Origin of the sequence: Streptomyces sp. NPDC006207 (assembly GCF_040613835.1) — a bacterium.
In the GTDB taxonomy this organism is placed as follows: domain Bacteria; phylum Actinomycetota; class Actinomycetes; order Streptomycetales; family Streptomycetaceae; genus Actinacidiphila.
Window position 1 is genome coordinate 1 of the sequence record NZ_JBEXSX010000016.1, and the last position, 19,540, is coordinate 19,540.

General features: G+C 73.8%; 15 protein-coding genes and 1 pseudogene. 5 read left to right on the forward strand and 11 right to left on the reverse strand.

From position 1 onward, the window contains the following. Positions 1-96: pseudogene (locus ABZ312_RS15225) on the forward strand (aminodeoxychorismate/anthranilate synthase component II); the annotation flags it as partial. Positions 97-103: 7 nt separating this feature from the next. Continuing rightward, positions 104-1,405, forward strand: coding sequence for an MFS transporter (locus tag ABZ312_RS15230; RefSeq protein ID WP_500327415.1), 1,302 nt, complete (start codon positions 104-106; stop codon positions 1,403-1,405). An 11-nt stretch (positions 1,406-1,416) separates the two neighbouring features. Here ABZ312_RS15230 and ABZ312_RS15235 read toward each other — a convergent pair whose 3' ends face one another. The 7 genes from ABZ312_RS15235 to ABZ312_RS15265 form a co-directional block, all read right to left on the reverse strand. Next, positions 1,417-2,397, reverse strand: a complete 981-nt coding sequence (locus tag ABZ312_RS15235) for a TerC/Alx family metal homeostasis membrane protein (protein ID WP_500327216.1) — start codon at positions 2,395-2,397, stop codon at positions 1,417-1,419. A 249-nt stretch (positions 2,398-2,646) separates the two neighbouring features. Continuing rightward, on the reverse strand, positions 2,647-4,395 hold the full coding sequence (locus tag ABZ312_RS15240; protein WP_500437826.1) for a TerD family protein: 1,749 nt from the start codon (positions 4,393-4,395) through the stop codon (positions 2,647-2,649). A 20-nt stretch (positions 4,396-4,415) separates the two neighbouring features. Then, positions 4,416-4,994 (reverse strand): TerD family protein, encoded by a 579-nt coding sequence (locus ABZ312_RS15245; RefSeq protein ID WP_499511249.1) that lies wholly within the window; start codon positions 4,992-4,994, stop codon positions 4,416-4,418. Between the two features lie 109 nt (positions 4,995-5,103). Further along, entirely contained in the window at positions 5,104-7,200 is a 2,097-nt protein-coding gene (uvrB, locus tag ABZ312_RS15250; protein ID WP_500437828.1) for an excinuclease ABC subunit UvrB, read from the reverse strand. 49 nt (positions 7,201-7,249) lie between these two features. Beyond that, positions 7,250-8,401 carry an acyltransferase family protein gene (locus ABZ312_RS15255; RefSeq protein WP_500327212.1) on the reverse strand — a complete coding sequence of 384 codons (1,152 nt, stop codon included), beginning with the start codon at positions 8,399-8,401 and terminating at the stop codon, positions 7,250-7,252. Then, positions 8,398-10,572 (reverse strand): bifunctional polysaccharide deacetylase/glycosyltransferase family 2 protein, encoded by a 2,175-nt coding sequence (locus ABZ312_RS15260; RefSeq protein WP_500327211.1) that lies wholly within the window; start codon positions 10,570-10,572, stop codon positions 8,398-8,400. The genes ABZ312_RS15255 and ABZ312_RS15260 overlap by 4 nt, the downstream gene beginning before the upstream one ends. Positions 10,573-10,578: 6 nt before the next feature. Next, positions 10,579-11,016 (reverse strand): hypothetical protein, encoded by a 438-nt coding sequence (locus ABZ312_RS15265; RefSeq protein ID WP_500327209.1) that lies wholly within the window; start codon positions 11,014-11,016, stop codon positions 10,579-10,581. A gap of 295 nt (positions 11,017-11,311) precedes the next feature. On the opposite strand from ABZ312_RS15265, the gene ABZ312_RS15270 reads away from it, so the two are divergent. Continuing rightward, entirely contained in the window at positions 11,312-12,349 is a 1,038-nt protein-coding gene (locus tag ABZ312_RS15270; RefSeq protein WP_500360989.1) for a chitinase, read from the forward strand. Here the strand turns inward: ABZ312_RS15270 and ABZ312_RS15275 are convergent. Both ABZ312_RS15275 and ABZ312_RS15280 read right to left on the reverse strand, forming a co-directional pair. Then, positions 12,314-13,168, reverse strand: a complete 855-nt coding sequence (locus ABZ312_RS15275) for an MHYT domain-containing protein (protein ID WP_500360988.1) — start codon at positions 13,166-13,168, stop codon at positions 12,314-12,316. The two genes, ABZ312_RS15270 and ABZ312_RS15275, sit on opposite strands and share 36 nt — an antisense overlap. Before the next feature lie 125 nt (positions 13,169-13,293). Beyond that, positions 13,294-14,229, reverse strand: coding sequence for a hypothetical protein (locus tag ABZ312_RS15280; protein ID WP_500437830.1), 936 nt, complete (start codon positions 14,227-14,229; stop codon positions 13,294-13,296). A 186-nt stretch (positions 14,230-14,415) separates the two neighbouring features. On the opposite strand from ABZ312_RS15280, the gene ABZ312_RS15285 reads away from it, so the two are divergent. Both ABZ312_RS15285 and ABZ312_RS15290 read left to right on the forward strand, forming a co-directional pair. Then, positions 14,416-14,994, forward strand: coding sequence for a methylated-DNA--[protein]-cysteine S-methyltransferase (locus ABZ312_RS15285; protein ID WP_500327205.1), 579 nt, complete (start codon positions 14,416-14,418; stop codon positions 14,992-14,994). Between the two features lie 66 nt (positions 14,995-15,060). Beyond that, entirely contained in the window at positions 15,061-15,891 is an 831-nt protein-coding gene (locus ABZ312_RS15290; protein WP_500437831.1) for an N-formylglutamate amidohydrolase, read from the forward strand. Here ABZ312_RS15290 and ABZ312_RS15295 read toward each other — a convergent pair. Together ABZ312_RS15295 and ABZ312_RS15300 are read right to left on the reverse strand one after the other, a co-directional pair. Beyond that, positions 15,884-18,988, reverse strand: a complete 3,105-nt coding sequence (locus ABZ312_RS15295) for an alpha-N-acetylglucosaminidase (protein ID WP_500437878.1) — start codon at positions 18,986-18,988, stop codon at positions 15,884-15,886. The genes ABZ312_RS15290 and ABZ312_RS15295 overlap by 8 nt on opposite strands. A 147-nt stretch (positions 18,989-19,135) precedes the next feature. Further along, a complete protein-coding gene (locus ABZ312_RS15300; RefSeq protein ID WP_500327202.1) occupies positions 19,136-19,504 on the reverse strand; it encodes a tetratricopeptide repeat protein in 369 nt (122 codons plus the stop codon). Between the last annotated feature and the right edge of the window lie 36 nt (positions 19,505-19,540).

A 19,540-nucleotide genomic window follows, 5' to 3' on the forward strand; every position in this document is an offset into this window, starting at 1 on the left:
CTGCTGCACGGCAAGACCTCCCTGGTGACCCACGAGGGCCGCGGGGTCTTCGCGGGGCTGCCGACGCCGTTCACCGCGACCCGCTACCACTCCCTCCCCCTCCATGGCCCGGATCGCCGCCGCGTCGGCGGCCGGGACCGCGATCGAGTTCTACGACTTCTTCGCCTACGGCACCGCGGCCGCCCTCGTCCTCGGACCGCTGTTCTTCCCCGACGCCTCGGCTCTCGCGGGCACCCTCGCCGCCTTCGGCACCTTCGCGGTGGGCTTCGTCGCCCGCCCGCTCGGCTCGGTCCTCTTCGGCCACATCGGCGACCGCGTCGGACGGCGCCCCGTGCTGATCGGCTCCCTGCTGCTGACCGGGCTGGCGACCACCGCCGTCGGCTGCGTCCCCGCTCACGCCTCGATCGGCACGGCCGCGCCCGTGCTGCTGGTGGCCCTGCGTTTCCTGCAGGGTCTGGGGCTGGGCGGCGAGTGGGGCGGGGCGGTGCTGCTCGTCGCGGAGCACGCGCCGGGGCGGCGCCGCGGACTGTGGACGAGCCTGCCGCAGACCGGTCCCGCGGTGGGCTTCCTGCTGGCGAACGGGATCGTGCTCGCCCTGTCCGCGGGGCTGAGCGACGCGGCCTTCCGCTCCTGGGGCTGGCGGGTGCCGTTCTGGGTGGCGGGCGTGCTGGCGCTGGCCGGGCTGGCGCTGCGGGCGGCGCTGCCGGAGACCCCCGCGTTCGCGGCGGCCGCGGGGCGCGGGGACCTGGCCCGGGTGCCCGTCTCTGAGCTGCTGCGCGAACACGGGCGCCTGGTGCTGCTCACGGCGGGCGCCATGGCGTGCGGCTACGCCGTCTTCTACACGGTGACCACCTGGTCGCTGGCGTACGCCACGGAGCACCTCGGCATGGACCGCACGGTCGTGCTGGGCTGCGTCCTGGTGGCCGTCCTGGTCAAGGGGGCCCTGACCCCGCTGGCGGGACTGCTCGGCGACCGCTTCGGACGCCGGCGGATGGCACTGGCCGGTACGGCGGCGATGGGCGTGGTGATCTTCCCTTACGCCGGACTGCTCGCGAGCGGCTCGCCGGTGGCGATCACCGTGGGGTCCGCCGCGGAGCTGCTCGCCTTCATCACGGTCTTCGCCGTCGTGGGCGCGTACCTCCCGGAGCTGTACGCACCCCGGGTGCGCTGCACGGGCGCCGCCCTGGGCTACAACCTCGGCGGTGTCCTGGGCGGCGCGCTGACCCCGGTCGTGGCGACCCGGCTGGCGGCGGGCTCCGGCACGCCCTGGCCGGTGGCGGCGTACGTCGCGGGGGTCGCGCTGCTCAGCCTCGGCTGCTTCGCGGCGCTGCCGGAGACCCGGGGCGAGGCCGCCGCGGACGCGACGGCGGGGTGCGCGGCGGTCCGCGCACCCCGTCCGGGCTGAGGAGCCGTGGGTCAGGCGTCGATGTGCTCCTCGTCGCGCTTGTCCGCGGCCGCCTGCTTCTTCGACGCCATGAGGCTGGTGACCGTGGTGACGGCGAGGACCACGACGATGAAGCCGAGGGAGAACGGGATGCTGATCTCGGGGACGTGGACCCCCGCCTCGTGCAGGGCGTGGAGCACGAGCTTCACGCCGATGAAGCCAAGGATGATCGACAGCCCGTAGGAGAGGTGGACCAGCTTCTTCAGCAGACCGCCGATGAGGAAGTACAGCTGCCGCAGGCCCATCAGCGCGAAGGCGTTGGCGGTGAAGACGATGTACGGGTCCTGGGTCAGGCCGAAGATCGCCGGGATGGAGTCCAGCGCGAACAGGACGTCGGTGGTGCCGATCGCGAGCATGACCACCAGCATCGGGGTCATGATCCGCTTGCCGTTCTGCTGAATGAAGAGCTTGGTGCCGTGGTAGCGGTCGGCGACGCCGAAGCGGCGCTCGGCGGCCTTGAGCAGCCGGTTCTCCTCGAACTCCTCGTCGTGCTCCTCGGCGCGGGCCTCCTGGACCAGCTTCCACGCGGTCCAGATGAGGAAGGCGCCGAAGATGAAGAAGACCCAGGAGAAGCTGGCGATGATGGCGGCGCCGGCGGCGATGAAGGCCGCTCGCAGGACGAGCGCGATGAGCACGCCGAAGAGCAGCACGCGCTGCTGGTACTGGGACGGCACCGCGAACTTCGCCATGATCAGGACGAAGACGAAGAGGTTGTCGACGCTGAGCGACTTCTCGGTGATGTAGCCGGCGAAGAACTCGCCCGCGGGCTGGCCGCCGGCGAAGAACAGCAGGCCGAGCCCGAACAGGGCGGCCAGGACGATCCAGACGACGGTCCAGGTCCCGGCTTCCTTGACGGACACCTCATGGGGCTTGCGCCCGATGAAGAAGTCGGCGGCGATCAGGGCGCACAGACCGGCGATGGTCAGCACCCACAGGGTCAGGGATACATCCACGCGATGCCTCCGGCAGATGGGCTGGCAATTGTCAGCGTTGTCGCTGCCGGAGGTCTCTTCCACCCGGGCCGTCAGGCCGGGGCCGGTGTCCCGGGGCCGTTCCGGCCCGTGATGACGGGATGCACCGCAATCAGGGAGTACTCCCCTCCGCGTAAAGAAGAGTACATGAAATCCCAAGGAAAGGTAAAGAGAGTAAAGTGATGGTCAATCAGGAGGGTGTACCGGGATCCCGTGGGACCGGTCGGCCGGTCAGTGGCGGCCCGGGTCGTAGGTCCGGCGCGCGGCGGCCACCTGGCGCAGCACCTGCGACAGGACCGCGCTGCCGGCCGGGGCCAGCAGCGGTTCGTACGTCCAGGCGTGGCCCACCCAGGGGTCCGCGAGGTGGTCGTCGGGCTGCGGGGTCAGCCGCAGCATGGAGCGCCACAGCGGGTCGAGGAGCGGACCGTACTCGCGGGCGTCCTCGCGGTCGGCGACCAGGACCAGGTGGACGCCGACCTGCGGGCCTTCGTCGGCGAGGTAGCGCAGCTGGTTGACCGTGCGGTCGTCGAAGCCGTACGGGAAGTCGTTGACGACCAGCACCTGGCGGGCCGGGTCGACGCCCGGGGGGACCTCGAAGGGGACGTCGGCGCGCAGTGCCATCTGCACCAGGTCGACCCGCTCGGTGAGCCGGGCGAGCAGGGCCGCCACCCCGGCGGCGCCGGTGGCGGGCGGCTCGCGCAGCGCGCCGGAGTCCGTGAACGGCGCCAGCGCCGTCCCGGCGGAGCCCGCCGGGTCGATGACGTGGACGGCGCACTCGCCCGCCGGATGGGAGGCCAGCAGGCGGGCGGCGAGCGCCACGGCCACGTCCACGGCACGGCGGCGGTCCTGGGCGCTGTCCACCCACAGACCGCGCTCCAGCGGCAGCCGTACCAGCAGGGGGACGCGCAGCTCCGGGCGCTCGGGCAGGTGGAGGTCGCCGAGCCGGACCGCCATCGGCGGCTCGGCGGGGGCGCGGTAGCCGTGCCAGACCGGGCTCTCCCAGCCCGCGTAGGGCGGCGGCAGGGCGGGCTCGACCACCTCGGCCTCGGCGGTGAGCTGGGCCAGGTCGCGGTCGAGCACGGTACGCGCCCGGTCCACCAGTTCGGCCTGGCGGGCCCTGGCCTGGTCGCGGGCGGCCTCGGCGGCGGGGCCGACCCGGGTGCGCGGGTCGGCGAGGAGCGTGTCCAGCTCCTGGTCGAGCCGGGACTCGGCGAAGTCGACGGCGCTGCGGTACGCCGCGATGGTGCGGGCCAGGTCCTCGAACATGCCCCAGACCTGGTTGTAGAGCCGTTCCTCCATGCTCCAGCCCGCGGCGTCACCCGCGACGGGCGCGGAGGCCGGGGGCACCGCGTGCGGCACGGAGTCCGCGGGGGGCGGAGTCGGGGGAACGGGGGGCGGGGGCGGCGCGGGGGAGGGTGCGGTGGGCGCGGGGCGTACGGCGTCCGCCACGCGCGCGGCCACGGCGTCCGCCTCCGGGCGGCCCAGCCCCTGGTCGCGCAGCAGCTCCGCCAGCCCGCCGCCGTACCCCTGGCCGAGCGCCCGCACCTTCCAGGCGCCCTGGCGGCGGTAGAGCTCCAGGGCGACGATCGCGGCCTCGGCGCCGAGCCCGGTGACGGTGAAGCTCACGACCGGCGCCCCGTCGGGGCCGGCGACGGTCAGATGGGGCGCGGGGCAGGCCCCGAAGCGGGTCGGTGCCCCGGCGACCGGTGGCAGCGCCAGCAGGACGTGGACGCGCTCCACGTCCGCCGGCACGGCCGACAGGTCGGCGGTGACGCGCTGCTCGGCGGCGAGGCCCGCGGGCACCTCGATGCCCGGCAGCCGCGGCGCCCCGGGGTGGGCGACGGACCCGGGGCCGCTCACGCGCCCCTGCCCGTCACCCAGCGAGACACCGGCCACCACCGGCGTACCGGCCGACACCCGTACCTCCAGCGAGGTGCCGGGAAGCGGATGGTTCTGCCCGTGGACCAGCTCGATGGTCATGCCCGCGCCCCCCTGTGCGGTCAGAGCGCCGGCAGGATCGCCGGCATCAGGTCCTGGAACGTGCGGCCGTTGGCCGGGGAGCCGATCGCGGTCATCGACCAGCCGTCACCGTTGCGCTGCACCTTCGCCATGATCTGCGCGGTGTAGCCACCGCCTCCGGTCAGGGTGTAGCGGGCGAGTTCCTGCCCGTTGGTCTCGTCGACCAGGCGGCAGAAGGCGTTCTGCACCTCCTGGAAGGTCTGCCCGGTGAAGGAGTTGACGGTGAAGACGATCTGGTCGATGTGCACCGGCACCCGCTGCAGGTCGACCAGGATCGACTCGTCGTCGCCGCCCTGTCCGGCACCGCCGACGAGGTTGTCGCCGGTGTGCCGGACCGAGCCGTCGTCGCTGACGAGGTGACGGAAGAACACCACGTCCACGGGCTGCTTGTCGGCGAACAGGACCGCGGAGGCGTCGAGGTCGATCTCCCGGGTGCGGGAACCGAAGAGACCGCGACGCGGGGCGGCCTGCCAGCCGAGCCCCATGCGGACCGACGAAAGCGTCCCCCCGTCCGACTTCTGCAGGCTGATCTTCTGACCCTTGGTCATGTTGACCGTCACGCGCTGTCCCCTCTCAACCGTTTTGCCGTCGTGCGGTTGCTCCGCACCCTATGGGGAGACGCACGGGTAGGGCACCGTGGTTCGGCAAGAGATTCGACAGCCGGTACGGTCAGGCCACGCCGGCCTCCCGCATCTGCCGCAGCTCCTTCTTCAACTCGCCCACCTCGTCGCGCAGCCGGGCCGCGACCTCGAACTGAAGATCCGCGGCGGCGGCGTGCATCTGGTCGGTCAGCTCGCCGATGAGCTCCGCCAGTTCGGCCGCGGGCAGGCTCTTGGCGGCCCGCTTCTCCCCCGCCTTGGCGGACAGGCCCGGCACCCGCGCCTTGCCGCGCGAACGCTGGCGGCCGGAGCCCAGCAGCTCCTCGGTGTCGGCGTCCTCGCGGGCGAAGGAGTCCAGGATGCCGGCGATCTTCTTCCGCAGCGGCTGCGGGTCGATGCCCCGCTCCTCGTTGTACGCGATCTGCTTGGCCCGGCGCCGGTTGGTCTCCTCGATGGCCTTCTCCATCGCCGGGGTGATCTTGTCGGCGTACATGTGGACCTGGCCGGAGACGTTGCGCGCCGCGCGGCCGATGGTCTGGATCAGGGAGGTGCCCGAGCGCAGGAAGCCCTCCTTGTCGGCGTCGAGGATGGCGACCAGCGACACCTCGGGCAGGTCCAGGCCCTCGCGGAGCAGGTTGATGCCGACCAGGACGTCGAACTCGCCCGCCCGCAGGTCGCGCAGCAGCTCGACCCGGCGCAGGGTGTCGATGTCGCTGTGCAGGTACCGCACCTGGATGCCGAGTTCCAGCATGTAGTCGGTGAGGTCCTCGGACATCTTCTTGGTGAGGGTGGTGACCAGGACGCGCTCGTCGCGCTCGGCGCGCAGCCGGATCTCGTGCACCAGGTCGTCGATCTGCCCCTTGGTGGGCTTGACGATGACTTCGGGGTCGACCAGGCCGGTCGGGCGGATGATCTGCTCGACGACGCCGTCGCCGCGGGAGAGCTCGTACTTGCCCGGGGTGGCCGACAGGTAGACGGTCTGCCCGACGCGTCCCAGGAACTCCTCCCACTTCAGCGGGCGGTTGTCGAGGGCGGAGGGCAGGCGGAAGCCGTGGTCGACCAGGGTGCGCTTGCGGGAGGCGTCGCCCTCGTACATGGCGCCGATCTGCGGCACGGTGACGTGCGACTCGTCGATGACGAGGAGGAAGTCCTCGGGGAAGTAGTCGATGAGGGTGTCGGGGGCGGAACCCGCCTCGCGGCCGTCGATGTGCCGCGAGTAGTTCTCGATGCCGGAGCAGGTGCCGATCTGCCGCATCATCTCGATGTCGTACGTGGTGCGCATCCGCAGCCGCTGGGCCTCCAGCAGCTTGCCCTGCTTCTCCATGACCGCGAGCTGCTCGCCGAGCTCCTTCTCGATGCCGGCGATGGCGCGCTCCATGCGCTCGGGGCCGGCGACGTAGTGGGTGGCGGGGAAGACGTACAGCTGCTGGTCGTCGGTGATGATCTCGCCGGTGAGCGGGTGCAGCGTGTACAGGGCCTCGATCTCGTCGCCGAACATCTCGATGCGGACGGCGAGCTCCTCGTAGACCGGGAAGATCTCGATGGTGTCGCCGCGCACCCGGAAGGTGCCGCGGGTGAACGCCACGTCGTTGCGCGCGTACTGGATGTCGACGAACTTGCGCAGCAGCGCGTCCCGGTCGATCTCCTGGCCGACCTTGAGCCGCACCATGCGGTCGATGTACTCCTGGGGGGTGCCCAGGCCGTAGATGCAGGACACCGAGGCGACCACGACCACGTCGCGGCGGGTCAGCAGCGAGTTGGTGGTGGAGTGGCGCAGCCGTTCGACCTCCTCGTTGATCGAGGAGTCCTTCTCGATGTAGGTGTCCGTCTGCGGGACGTAGGCCTCGGGCTGGTAGTAGTCGTAGTACGACACGAAGTACTCGACCGCGTTGTTCGGCAGCAGCTCGCGGAACTCGTTCGCCAGCTGGGCGGCCAGGGTCTTGTTGGGCGCCATGACCAGGGTCGGGCGCTGCAGCCGCTCGATCATCCACGCCGTGGTCGCCGACTTGCCCGTGCCCGTCGCGCCGAGCAGGACGACGTCGTTCTCGCCAGCGCGGATGCGCCGCTCGAGGTCGTCGATGGCGGTCGGCTGGTCGCCGCTGGGCTGGAAGGGGCTGACGACCTCGAAGGGCGCCACACTGCGTTCGATGTCTGATACGGGCCGCATGGGTCAACGGTACGACCCCCCACCGACAACCGGTCCCGACCGGCCCGGGTCAGGGCAGGAGCCGGGGCCGGCGCCCCGCGGCGAGGTCCTCCACCCGGCCCAGGAGGAGCACCGCCACCGCGATCAGCACCCAGGCCACCGCGAACTGGAACCAGGTGCTGTCCAGCGGCAGCGACAGCTCGAGGAGCCTGACCCGCCACATCAGGTCGATCAGGGGGACGCTGAGCATGAGGGCGACCTCGTGCCACAGGTAGACGGTCACGGCCCGCGCGCTGACGATCCGCGCCGCCCGGTCCAGCGTCCGGAGCCGCCCGGCCGGGCCCGCGCCCGGCCGGAAGCGCAGCAGGAGCAGGACGAAACCGGCCGACCACAGGGCCTGGGCGAGCGGGATCTCGTTGAGGTCGTACGAGCCGTCCGCACGGTGGGACCAGGCCCACCAGGCGCCGGCCGCCATGGCGACGGCGGCCAGGACCGGCACCAGGCCCGCCCGCGCGCGGTCCAGCAGTCCGTCGTGGTGGGCGAAGCCGAGCAGCCAGCAGGTGAGGAAGGCCGCCAGATCGGTGACGGCGCTGCCGGCCCCGCCCTCCGGCAGGCTCCAGGGCGTCTGCAGGAGCACGACCGGGGCGAGGGAGGCGACGAGCACCGCGGTGGGTGACCGCCGGAACACGCGCAGCAGCAGCGGCGAGAGCAGGACGAACCACAGGTAGGCGCGCACGTACCACAGCACCCCCGTGGCCTGTTCGGCCCAGGCGCTGCCCGGCGGGTCCGCCAGCGGCACCACCCACCACAGCAGCCGCGCCCACCAGCGTGCCGCGTGGTGCCCACCGGGCGACCAGCCGTGGAGCAGCATCGCCGGGACCAGGACGGCGCCGAGGCACCACAGCGGCGGCAGGAGCCTGCGCAGCCGCCGCCGCACCACCGGCAGCGCGGGCCGCTTCTCCAGCGACCGCGCCATGAACGAGCCCGCGAGGGCGAACATCACGCCGAGGGAGGGGAAGACCAGGCTCAGCCACGCCCAGCCGAACGTGTGGTACGTCACGACGCGGACGAGCGCCAGGGCGCGCAGCAGGTCCAGGTACCGGTCGCGGGCGCCCGGGGCAGTGGTGGCGGCAGTGGCGAGCGCCCGCGCGCCGCGGCGGGCGGCGTGCCGGCCGGAGGTCCCGGGCCGGGGCAGGGGCAGGGAGGCGCCGGACGCGGTCACCGGGCGGCTCCCGCGGACGCCCGCGGGGAGTTGACCTCGCCGGTGCGCTCGAGCTTCTGCCAGCGCAGCCGGCCTCCGGTCATGGCCGTGACGCAGGAGTGGATCAGGACGAGGTACATCAGCTGCCGGTAGACGATCTGCTGCAGCGGCAGCATCAGCAGGTGGCGGTAGTGCTCGCGGTCCAGGCGGAAGGCGTAGGCCGCGCACAGCAGCTGCACGGACATCAGCGCGGCCCAGGCGAGGAGCGACCTGACCGGTGCGACGAAGACGGCGCCGTAGACGGTCAGGAGGTCGATCAGCGGCGCGAAGAGGGGCGTGACGATCTGGAAGAGCACGACCAGCGGCATGCCGACCCGGCCGAAGCGCCCCGAGGGCCCGCGGTCCACCAGGGAGCGCCGGTGCTTCCACAGCGCCTGCATGGTGCCGTAGCTCCAGCGGTACCGCTGCCGCCACAACTGGCCGATGCTGCCCGGTGCCTCGGTCCAGGCGCGGGCGTGCTCGGCGTACACCACGCGCCAGCCCGCGCGGTGCAGCGCGATGGTGACGTCGGTGTCCTCGGCGAGGGTGTCCCCGCTCATGCCCCCGGCCTCGAGCAGCGCGGCGCGGCGGAAGCCGCCGACGGCTCCCGGGACGGTCGGCATGCAGCCGAGCAGGTCGTACATGCGCCGGTCGAGGTTGAAGCCCATCACGTACTCGATGTGCTGCCAGGCCCCGATCACCGTGCCGCGGTTGCCGACCTTGGCGTTGCCCGCGACGGCGCCGACCCGCGGATCGGCGAAGGGCTGCACGAGCCGGTGCACGGTGCCGGGCTCGAAGACGGTGTCGCCGTCCATCATCACGACGAGGTCGTGACGGGCGTACTCCAGGCCGCGGTTGAGCGCGGCGGGCTTGCCCGCGTTCTCCTGGCGCACGACGCGCACCTGGGGCAGGCCCATCGCCTCGACGATGCCGGCGGTGCCGTCGGTCGAGCCGTCGTCCACGACGACGATCTCCACCGGGTGGGTGCTCGCCGCGAGCGAGCCGACGGTGTTGGCGATGCACTCCTTCTCGTTGTAGGCGGGCACGATGACGCTGACCGGTTCGGTGACCGCGGGCCCCCAGCTGAAGCGGCGGCGGCCGCGGATCCTGGCGTGGCGGCGGGCGAGGACGAGCATCAGGGCGAAGCGGGCCAGGACGGCGACGCCGACCACGACGAGCAGCCAGAACAGGACGGGCATGGTGAACTCGGCCAGCGCCACGACCCCGATCAGGGCGCGCCCCTGCCACAACTCGGCGCCGCTCGCCCGGTGGTTGGCGGTCGTGGCGCCCAGGCTCGCGGTGAGCGTCGTGAAGGTGTAGCCCTTCGCCTTCATGGTGTCGATGTACGTGCCGAGCGCCTCCACGGTCTGGGAGCGGTCGCCGCCGGCGTCGTGGAAGAGCACGGAGGCGCCCTTGCCGCCCCTGGGGGTGGCGTCGCGGACGATGGCGGCGGCACCGGGGCGCCGCCAGTCCTCGCTGTCGGTGTCGACGAAGGCGCTGATGTAGCCCTTGGTGCCGAGGTAGCGGTAGACGGGCCACGTGGTGTCGTCGACGGCATCGGGCTCGGAGGAGTACGGGGCGCGGAAGAGCGAGGTCGTGATGCCCGCGGCGCCCGCGAGCGCCAGCTGGGTCTGGGCGAGTTCCCGGTCGATCCTGGCCCTGTCCTGGTACGCCAGGTCGACGTGGGAGAAGGTGTGGACGCCGATCTCGCCGCCGGAGTCGACGATGTCGCGGATGAGCGCGGGGTACCGGGCGGCCATCTGGCCGACGACGAAAAAGGTGCCCGGCACGTCGTGCTCGCGCAGCACCGCGAGCACCTTCGCGGTCCACCGGGGGTCCGGGCCGTCGTCGAAGGTGAGCGCGATCGTCCGGGGCGGCAGGGTGTGGCTGACGGGCTCGCCGTCGGCGCCGAAGGTCAGCACGGGGCCGCCCCCGAGGACGGAGGCGGGCACCTGGCTCGCGCTCCCGGACTCGTGGACGCGGCTGTCGTTGCCGATCTCCGAGTGCAGGTAGCCGTCCAGCAGCATCACGCACACGAGCGCGAACAGCCCCAGCACGGCCATGACCACGCGAGGTCTGGGCACGGCCTGCCGGCCGGCCGACGCCACCTTGGTGATCGCACCGGGTGCCGCGTGCCGGGCCGTCCGCGCCATGGCCGCTCAGTCGTCCCAGCCGTCGCCGGGCACCGGGTCGCCGCCGGCGTCGCCCGGGGGGAAGGCGGGGGTGTCCGGCCCGGCTGTCACGGGCACGGAGGCGGACGGCGAGGCGGTGGCCGTGGGGGTGCGCGCGGACGTGGGCCGCGGGGAGGCGCTCGCCGTCGCGGTGGCCCCGGGGCCGGCGGAGGGGGTCGCCGAGGCCGTGGCGCGGCGCCCGGTGGCGGAGGGGGTGACCTCGGCGGCTGCGACGACGGTGGGCGCGGCGGCGGGGCCCCGGGCCACCGGGGCGGGGGCGTGGGCGGCGGCCGGGGCGCTCGCGACGCGTTCCGCGGTACCCCCGGTTCTTCCACCCGCCTCGGCCTGCGCCGACGCGCCCTCGGGGACGTCGGCGCCCGGAATCAGGGTCTGGGGCGCGAAAGGGGTGCCGCCCGCAAAAGCCACCCCCAGCAGGACGGCATATCCCGCGCAGGCGATCCCGACGGCCAGTCCGGCGCGCCGGATAATGCGCGCCCGGCGGCCCGAGGCATCGACGAATACGGGCCCTTCCTCCGTGGACCGCCCACGGGGACACGCCCGTCGGGAGAGGGAATGCATGGGCGGAATGCTAGCAGTAATTTCTCTCCATGAATTCCACGGATTCACTTCCGCATTAATCCCACGAATGACCCGAGACCCCGATTTACTCAATTCCAGGAAATCGTGATCCGGAATTCCCGGGGCAGATAGTCTCTCCGTCATGAAGAGCCGCACGGCACAGCTGATCACCGGACTCGTGGCGGTCGCCGTCGCCGCCACGACCGCCTCCCTCCTCACCGGCACGGAGCCCGCCGGCTCCCCGGCGCGCCACGCGCCCGGGGGGAGGGAACCGGTGGCCGAGGTGGCCTTCACCCCCTACGTGGACGCCTCGCGTTCCACCGCGTACGACATGGCGGACGCCGCCCGCAGGACCGGGGCCGACGGTTTCACCCTCGGGTTCGTGACCGCGCGCGGTGGCTGCGCCCCGACCTGGGACGGGCGTGACGGCATCGCCCACGGCGACCTGGCGGACCGGATCGCCGCGCTGCGGGCCGCCGACCTCGACGTACGGGTCTCGTTCGGCGGCGCCGACGGCACGGAACTCGCCGGCGCCTGCGACGACGTGGACGAACTCGCCTCCGCCTACGCCGATGTGATCGGGCGTTACCGGCTGACCGGGGTCGACTTCGACGTCGAGGGCGACGACCTCGCGGACACCGCCGCCGGCACCCGCCGGGCGCGCGCGGTCGCCCGGCTCCAGCAGGAGGCCGAGCGGGAAGGCCGGACGCTGTCGGTCTCCTTCACGCTGCCCGTGATGCCGTCCGGGCTGACCGCCGAGGCCGCCGCGCTGCTCGCGGACGCCCGGCGCCAAGGGGTGCGCGTCGACGCGGTCAACATCATGGCGATGGACTACGGGGAGACGTACACCGGCGACATGGGCCGGTACGCGGTCCAGGCGGCCACCGCTGCGCACCGGCAGCTCAAGGCGCTGCTGGGCCTGCCGGACGCCGCGGCGTGGCGGACCCTCTCGGTGACCCCGATGATCGGGGAGAACGACATCCAGGGCGAGGTGTTCACCCTGCGGGACGCGGCCACGCTGGCCGCCTTCGCCCGTGACAAGCGGCTGGGCGGCCTGTCCATGTGGTCGGCCGACCGGGACCGGCCCTGCGAGGACGACACCAAGGAGACGGCCCCGGCCCGGTGCAGCGGGGTCGACCAGCCGTCACTGGCGTTCGCGCGGGCGCTCGCGGATGCGTGAGGGCCGGGCGGCGTGCGAGGAGCGGGCCGCCCGCGGGGAACGGCGGCCGCGGCCGGCCGCGGGCTCGGGCTCGGGCTCGAAGTCGCCGACGGGCGGGTCCAGCGCCACGACGACCCCCGCGAGGAAGAGGAAGACGACCGGCCCGATCAGCACCGGGGCGAGGAACGCGGCCGGTCCCGCCCCGCTCGTTCCCTCCCGCGCGCCGCTGTGCAGGTGCACCGTCAGCGCGGCCATGCCGATGTAGTGCATGGCGGTGACGGCGAAGCCCAGGACGAGGCTGGCGAGCACGCCGCCGTACGGGCGCCGGACGGAGACCGCCGACCACAGGGCGACGGTGGCGGCCAGGACGGCGACGCCGACCGACAGCAGCACCGTGGCCCGCGTGTACTCCAGGTCGCCGCGCAGCCGCATCCCCCGCATGCCCATGTAGTGCATGGTGGCGATGCCGAGTCCCGTGACGCAGCCGCCGGCCAGTACGGCGGGGAGCGTGCGGCCCACGAACCCGACGAGGAACACCCCGAGAGCGACGACCACGACGGCGACCAGCAGGCTCTCGAAGGTGACGAGCGTGTCGTAGGTGATCCGCACCTCGCCTACGGTGAAGCCCATCATGGCGATGAAGTGCATGGTCCAGATGCCGGAGCCGATGGCCGCCGAACCCAGCGCGAGCCAGCCGACCCGTCGCGAGGGGTGCATGGCAAGGGCCCGGGTCGTGCAGCGCAGCCCGAGGGCGGCACCCAAGCAGGCCATCAGGAAACCCGCGAGAGGGGTCGCCCATCCGTAGGTGAAGCCATTGACCGTTCCGTACGTGCCGCTCACGGCACCCTCCCCTTGCCGCCCCGGTCCCCCGCTTCCTTCCGTCCCCCGTGCTGACACACGCTAGGCTCGCCGGCCCGCCCCGCGCGGCCGCCTCATGGCGACTTCATCGCGCGGACACCCGTACGTCACATCGCCCCGGGCAGTGCCGTGATGCGGTCCAGCGGCCCGTACGGTCCGGCCGCGAGCGCGGTGCGCAGGGCGGCGACGACCTCGGCGGGGCTGCGGGTGAACGCGGCGGGCGCGACCCGCAGCACGCGCAGGCCCAGCGACTCCAGTCGGCCGCGCCCGGTCCCCGGGCCGAGGTCCAGGACGAGGCCGTCGCGCACCCAGTACGCGTCGGGCGAGGCCAGGAAGGCGCCGAACTGGAGCGTGGGACGCCACAGCGGCTGCCTGAGTCCCGACCGGGCCACCAGGGCGCGGGCCATGGGCCCGGCGGAGGCGGCGCGCGGACCGGGATCCATGGCGTCGAGCAGGGCGGCCACGGCGGGGCGCCGGGCGAGCACCGCGCCACCCAGTTCCGCGGCGAGCGCTGGAGCGGGCACGCCGAGCGCTATGACCAGTTCGCGGACGACGTCCAGGGCCCACTCGGGGTCGATGGACTCCCGTACGCCGTCGGCCGCCGCCCGGGCCACCGGGGCCACGGGCACACCGTCCACGGTGTCGGCCACGGGGAGCCCGCGGCCGTGGTGGACCCGCACCCAGGTGTGCGTGCGGATGCGGCGCTCGCTCGGGACGAGCACGTCCACCACCGGGAGCCCGCAGGGCGGCGCGGCCACGGCGACGCCGTGCAGGGCGAGCCCCGCCACGCCGGTGATCATGGCCGGGACCTGCGGGTACCCGGCGAAGGCCAGGGCAGCCCTGGACCGCTGCGCGGCGGTGAGCGGACCGGGCTGGAGGACGACCACCCGGGGCAGCGGCCGCTGCCACCGGCCGCCGGGGCGGCACCACTCCCGCAGCCTGCTCTGCGGCACGCCCGCGGCGGCGAGTTGGGCGACGGTGGCGACCCGGTCCTGTTCACGGGCGAGCCGGCGGACGGCCGGGGTGAAGTCGTTTCGCGTCATGCGCGCCCCATCCCCCCTCGTAACCGGTCGACCACCGCTTGTGACAGACCTGTCGAGAACGGCCACCCTCCCGGGTGGCGGGGCGTGCGGCCGGTTGCCGTGGCCGTCCCGGGCCCCGGTGGGACCCCTCTCCGGCGGGACCCCGGCCGGGACCGGCTGTCAGTGCCCCGTCCTACGCTGGGGAGCGTGACGCAACCACGGACCCCTTCCGCCGAGGTCGCCTGGTCGGTGCTGGAGGCACCGGTCGGGCCGCTGCTGCTCGCCGCGACCGGGCAGGGCCTGGTCCACGTCGCCTTCCGGACCGGGGAGGAGCAGGCGCCCGCCGTGCTGGAGCGGATCTGCTCCCGGCTGGGCGCCGCGCCCGCCCGCAGGCCCGGGCCCGCGAGCGCCGCGGGGGCCCGGCTGGACGAGGCGATACGCCAGGTGGAGGCGTACTTCGCCGGGACGCGTCAGACCTTCGACCTCGACCTCGACTGGTCCCTGACGACCGGCTTCAACCGCCGTGTGCTGCGCGAGCTGTCGGCCGGCGTCCCGTTCGGCAGTGTGGTCGGTTACCAGGACCTCGCCAAGCGGGTCGGAGAGCCGGGCGCCGCCCGGGCCGTCGGGGTGGCCATGGGCGCCAACCCGCTGCCCGTCGTCGTCCCGTGCCACCGGGTCCTGGAGAGCGACGGAGGCATCGGCGGCTTCGGCGGGGGCCTGCGCATGCTCGACATCAAGCGCGCGTTGCTGGCCCTGGAGGGCATCCTGCCGGAGCCGCTGTTCTGACGGTTCCTCAACACCGCCGTGCTGGACGGCAGGTCACACCGGCGGGGGCCGGGGAGGGGTGGAGAAATGGACGAATCGACTTTCCGCATCACCGAGGGCGCGCCGGACTCGCCGGTGCTCCTCCACGTCCCGCACAGCGCCCGCGCCGTGCCCGGGCACGTCCGTGAGCGCATCCTCCTGGACGACGCCGGACTGGCGGCCGAGCTCGACCACATGACGGACTCGTACACCGACCTGATCGCGGCGCGCGCCGCCGGACGGACGCGGGCGTGGCGGTTCACCAACCGGCTGTCGCGGCTGGTCGTCGACCCCGAGCGGTTCCCGGACGAGCGGGAGGAGATGCGGGCCGTCGGCATGGGCGCCGTCTACACCCGCACCTCGCACGGGGCGCCGCTGCGCGAGCCCGACCCCCGGCACGAACGGGCCCTGCTGGACGCCTACTTCGAGCCGTACGCGGCCGGCATGACGGCGGCCGTGCAGGACCGGCTGGAGGCCACCGGGCGAGCGGTCGTCATCGACGTGCACTCCTACCCCGGCGCGCCGCTCCCCTACGAGCTGCACGGCGACGGGCCCCGGCCCGCCGTCTGCCTGGGCACCGACGCCTTCCACACCCCGGGCTGGCTGCTGGACGCCGCCCGCGAGGCCTTCGCGCCGTGCGGCGAGGTCGGTCTCGACTCGCCGTTCGCCGGCACCTATGTGCCGTTGAAGCACTACGGCGAAGTCCGCGAGGTCTCGGCGCTGATGGTCGAGATCCGCAGGGACGGGTACATGAGCGAGCCCGGTGGTGCCCCCGGCGAGGGACTGGACCGGTTCGGTGACGCCCTGGCCGCCCTCGTCGCCGCCGTGGGCAGGGGCGGCGCAACCGGCGGTGGCAGCGGAACCGGCGGCCTCAGGTGACGCGGAAGCCCGTGAACTCCACCAGGCCGTGGTCGCCCGTGCCACCGTTCCCCGCGGTCATGAAGAGCCCCACGTCCTGGGTCCGGGCCGCCGCCGGAACGGTCACGGTCGCGACCTTCCGCCACGTCGTCCCGTCGTCGGTGCTGCACTCCCCCGTGTACGCGCGGCCCCTGCGGCGCAGCCTCAGCAGCACCGGGGCCCGCACACCGGCGAGCCGCCGGTAGCGGTTCAGCCGGCCGTCGCCGTCGGAGTCGTACGACAGCGTCACCCCGTGCCCGGGGCTCACCGCCAGGTTCAGGAAGCCCGGGGCGGCCGGGTCGTCGAGGTCGTCGCGGACGACGATGCCGGCCCGCGCCCATGCGGCGGTCTCGGCCTGGCTGTCGACCCGGGTGGTGACCGACCCGCCGTCGCGCAGCGCGCCGGGCCGCAGGACCGCCGCGAACTCGGCCGTTCCCTTCCACAGGTCGCGCCCGGCGCCGTCGATGGCGAAGCGGTCGCCGAGCTGCCCGAACACCGCTCCGGTGCCGTTGACGGTCCGGTACGCACGGTCCAGCGGGCCCGCGACGTACAGGTCCCCCGTGGCCACCGCGGGCACCCGCGCGCCGCCGGGCACCGGCTCGTACGCGGCCCGCGCCTCGTACCGCAGCGGCGACAGCGGCCGCTTGGGGCGGGCCTCGGGCGCGGTGACGTGCCAGGTCGCACGGCCGGTGCCACCGGCCGCCACGCGCGGCAGCGACAGCGCCCCGCGCGGTGCGGCCCGCACCCCGTCCGTGGTCAGGGAGAAGCCGACCGTGCCGGTGGGGGCGAGTCCGTTGGTGTTGGCGAACTCCGCGGTGACCACGGCCCGGCCGCCCGGCACCAGCGTCACCGGGTCCGCGGTCACGGTCAGCGTGCCCTGGTAGGGGGCCGCGGCAAGGATCTCGTAGGCCCGCCGGGCGAGCGTGTGCGCATCGCCGGTGGGCCGGGTGGGGTAGCGCCTGGCGCGCTTCGTCCAGGGCTCCTCGGCGCGGTACCAGTCGACGGCCCGCGGGGTGCGGCGGGTGGTGAGGGCCGCCGCGCACTCGTCCAGGAAGGTCCGCCAGCGCGGCAGGTAGAAGTCCGCGACCAGCCCGTTCCAGTCACGGTTGGCGTACTCGTGCAGCGACACCGACGTCGCGCGCCCGCCCCAGGTGGTGGTCAGCACCCGGGCGGTGCGCTCGAGTTCGGCGCGCTGCGCGTCCGCCCCGCCCCAGGCCCGGGCCTCCGCGAGCCAGGGGCCGAGCAGGAAGGCCCGGTGGCCGCCCGCGACCTCGTCGGCCAGCCGCATCAGCCGCAGCCAGAGCTCGGACAGCTGGCGGAAGACCGCCGCGTCGCCGCGCGCGAACGCTGCGCGCAGTTGCGGCAGGAGCTGCCGGCTGCGGTTGGCGACGGCCTGCCGGGCGACGTCGGTCAGGTCGTAGCGGTAGGCGTCGCGGCCGCGTGCCCCTGCGGACACCGCCAGCAGCGCGGCGAACGCCGCGTCGAAGGCGGCGGGATCGTAGGTAAGAGCGTTCGGCGCGTACACGCTGCTGGAGTCGGCCGTCAGCGAGGGACGGGCGGTGAAGAGGCTGTCGTGGGCGTCGGCGCGCTCCAGCGCGTCGTGCCGGTAGGCGGTGCGGCGCAGCGCCTGCCAGGCGACGCGTGCCTGGCCGTCCTCGGTGCCGTAACGGGTCCGCGCGTAGGTGTCGAACCAGGTCGGCAGGTCCACCCGCTGCTCGTGCCAGGGCAGTTCGCAGAACAGCTCGAAGGCTGCCGGGTCGCGTTCGGCGGCCTCCGGGAGGTAGCAGGTGCCGGCCAGGGCGCTGCCGGGCTTGTCCCGCCAGCTGAAGAAGCGGTCCGCCCACACGTGGGTCTTGGCGCCGATCGTCGTCCGGCCGCCGAAGTTGGGGATGGAGCCGAAGGCGTACGGGGTGCCCGCCCAGTCCCGCTCGCGGTCGGTGACCGAGGCGAACCGGTCGGAGACGCCGTCCACGACGAGCGTCCGCTCCTTGTCGACCGCTTCCAGCAGGTCGGCCCGCGGGTTCTTCTCCCAGCCGAGGATCACCCAGGTGGCGCGGGGGTGCGCCGCGCGCAGCGCCGCCTGGACGCCGCGGGCGGCCGCGGCCACGGGGACCCCGCCCGCGGTGCCGCCCTCGTGGAGCAGGTCCATCTTGAAGTACGCGGCCTCGCCGAACAGCTGCTTCTGGTGGCGGTAGAAGGAGGCGGCCACCGCGGCGAATGCGCCGGTGCGCGGGTCGAGCCAGTCCGGGCGGGCGAAGCCGTGCCAGGTGCCCTGCGGGACGACGTGCGCCCCGGGGTTGCGGCCGGCGAAGCCGTCCGGGACGGTGCCGAAGTAGCCCGGCAGCACGGGGGCCATACCCAGTTCGCGCAGCCGCGCGGTGATCCTGCGGCCCAGCGCCGCGCGGGCGTCGACGATGCCCGCGGTCAACGGGCCGCCGTACCCGGAGAGGTTCTGCAGCAGCCACCACGGCTGGTGGGACGGGGCCGGCAGCCAGGCCAGGGCCTCCTTGTCGGAGTAGCCGAACTCGCGCAGCACGCGCCGGTACACGGCCTCCGCACCGGCCACCACCAGCACCTCGTTGCAGCCGTGCAGTGCCAGGACGTCGATGAAGCGCTCCCAGCGCGACCAGTCGGCGTAGGGGGCGGTGTACCCGTCGTTGGTGTCGTTGAGCACGAAGCGGTGCGGCACGGTGGCGCGGCGGGCGATGCCGCCCGGGGGTGGCGCCGGGAGCGTCGCGGGCAGGGCGTCCAGGCTGTCGCCCACCCAGGAGACGCCCACACCGCACACGTGCTTGAGGTACCAGCGCACGCCGCACAGCAGTGTGGCCGGGGACGTACCGGCCACCTCGATACGGCCCCGCGCACCCGCGATCCGGAAGCGGTCGGACCGTTCGCCGTCCTTGCCGCCGTTCCCCCGGCCCTGCGCGACCAACCGGAACTGCCCCGCGTGCCGTGGCAGCAGCCGGCCCAGCGCGGCGCGTGCGGGAGCGGTGTCGAAGGCAGCGGCCGTGGTCGCGCCCGCCGCCCCCGTCGCGAACACCGCGCCCGTCGCGGTCGCGGCGGCGGAACCCAGCAGCATCCGCCTGGTCACTCGAGTCACGGCCGGCTCCCGACAGTTGAGGCTGCGTCAGAACGCGTGCCCCGGAACGGTAACGGGAGTGACGATACGGATCAATGTGACGCGAGGGATGTTCGCCGTAAAAGCGGACGGACTACCCACCCTGGCTCACGCCGGACCAGGGAAGCGGGCCGCCTGCAGGTAGTCGGGCTTGGGGTCGAGCGCCGCCGCCAGCCGGAAGTGCCGCAGCGCCTCGTCGGAGCGGCCGGAACGCTCCAGGGTGCGGCCGAGGGCGAAGTGCGCGTACGCGTTGTCCGGCTCGCGCTCCAGGACGACCTGGAACTCCAGCTCGGCCGGGCGCAGCTGCGCGGACAGGAAGAAGGCCCGCGCGCGCAGCAGCCGCGCCGCGGTGTTCTCCGGGTGGGCGGCGATGACCGAGTCCAGCAGCTTCACCGCCCCACGGGCGTCGCGGACCGCCAGCAGCTGCTCGGCCGCACGGAAGTCGATGACGTGGTTCTCGGGGCTCTGCTCGGGCACAGCCGCCTCCTTCCCCGGGCGCTCAACAGCTCACAA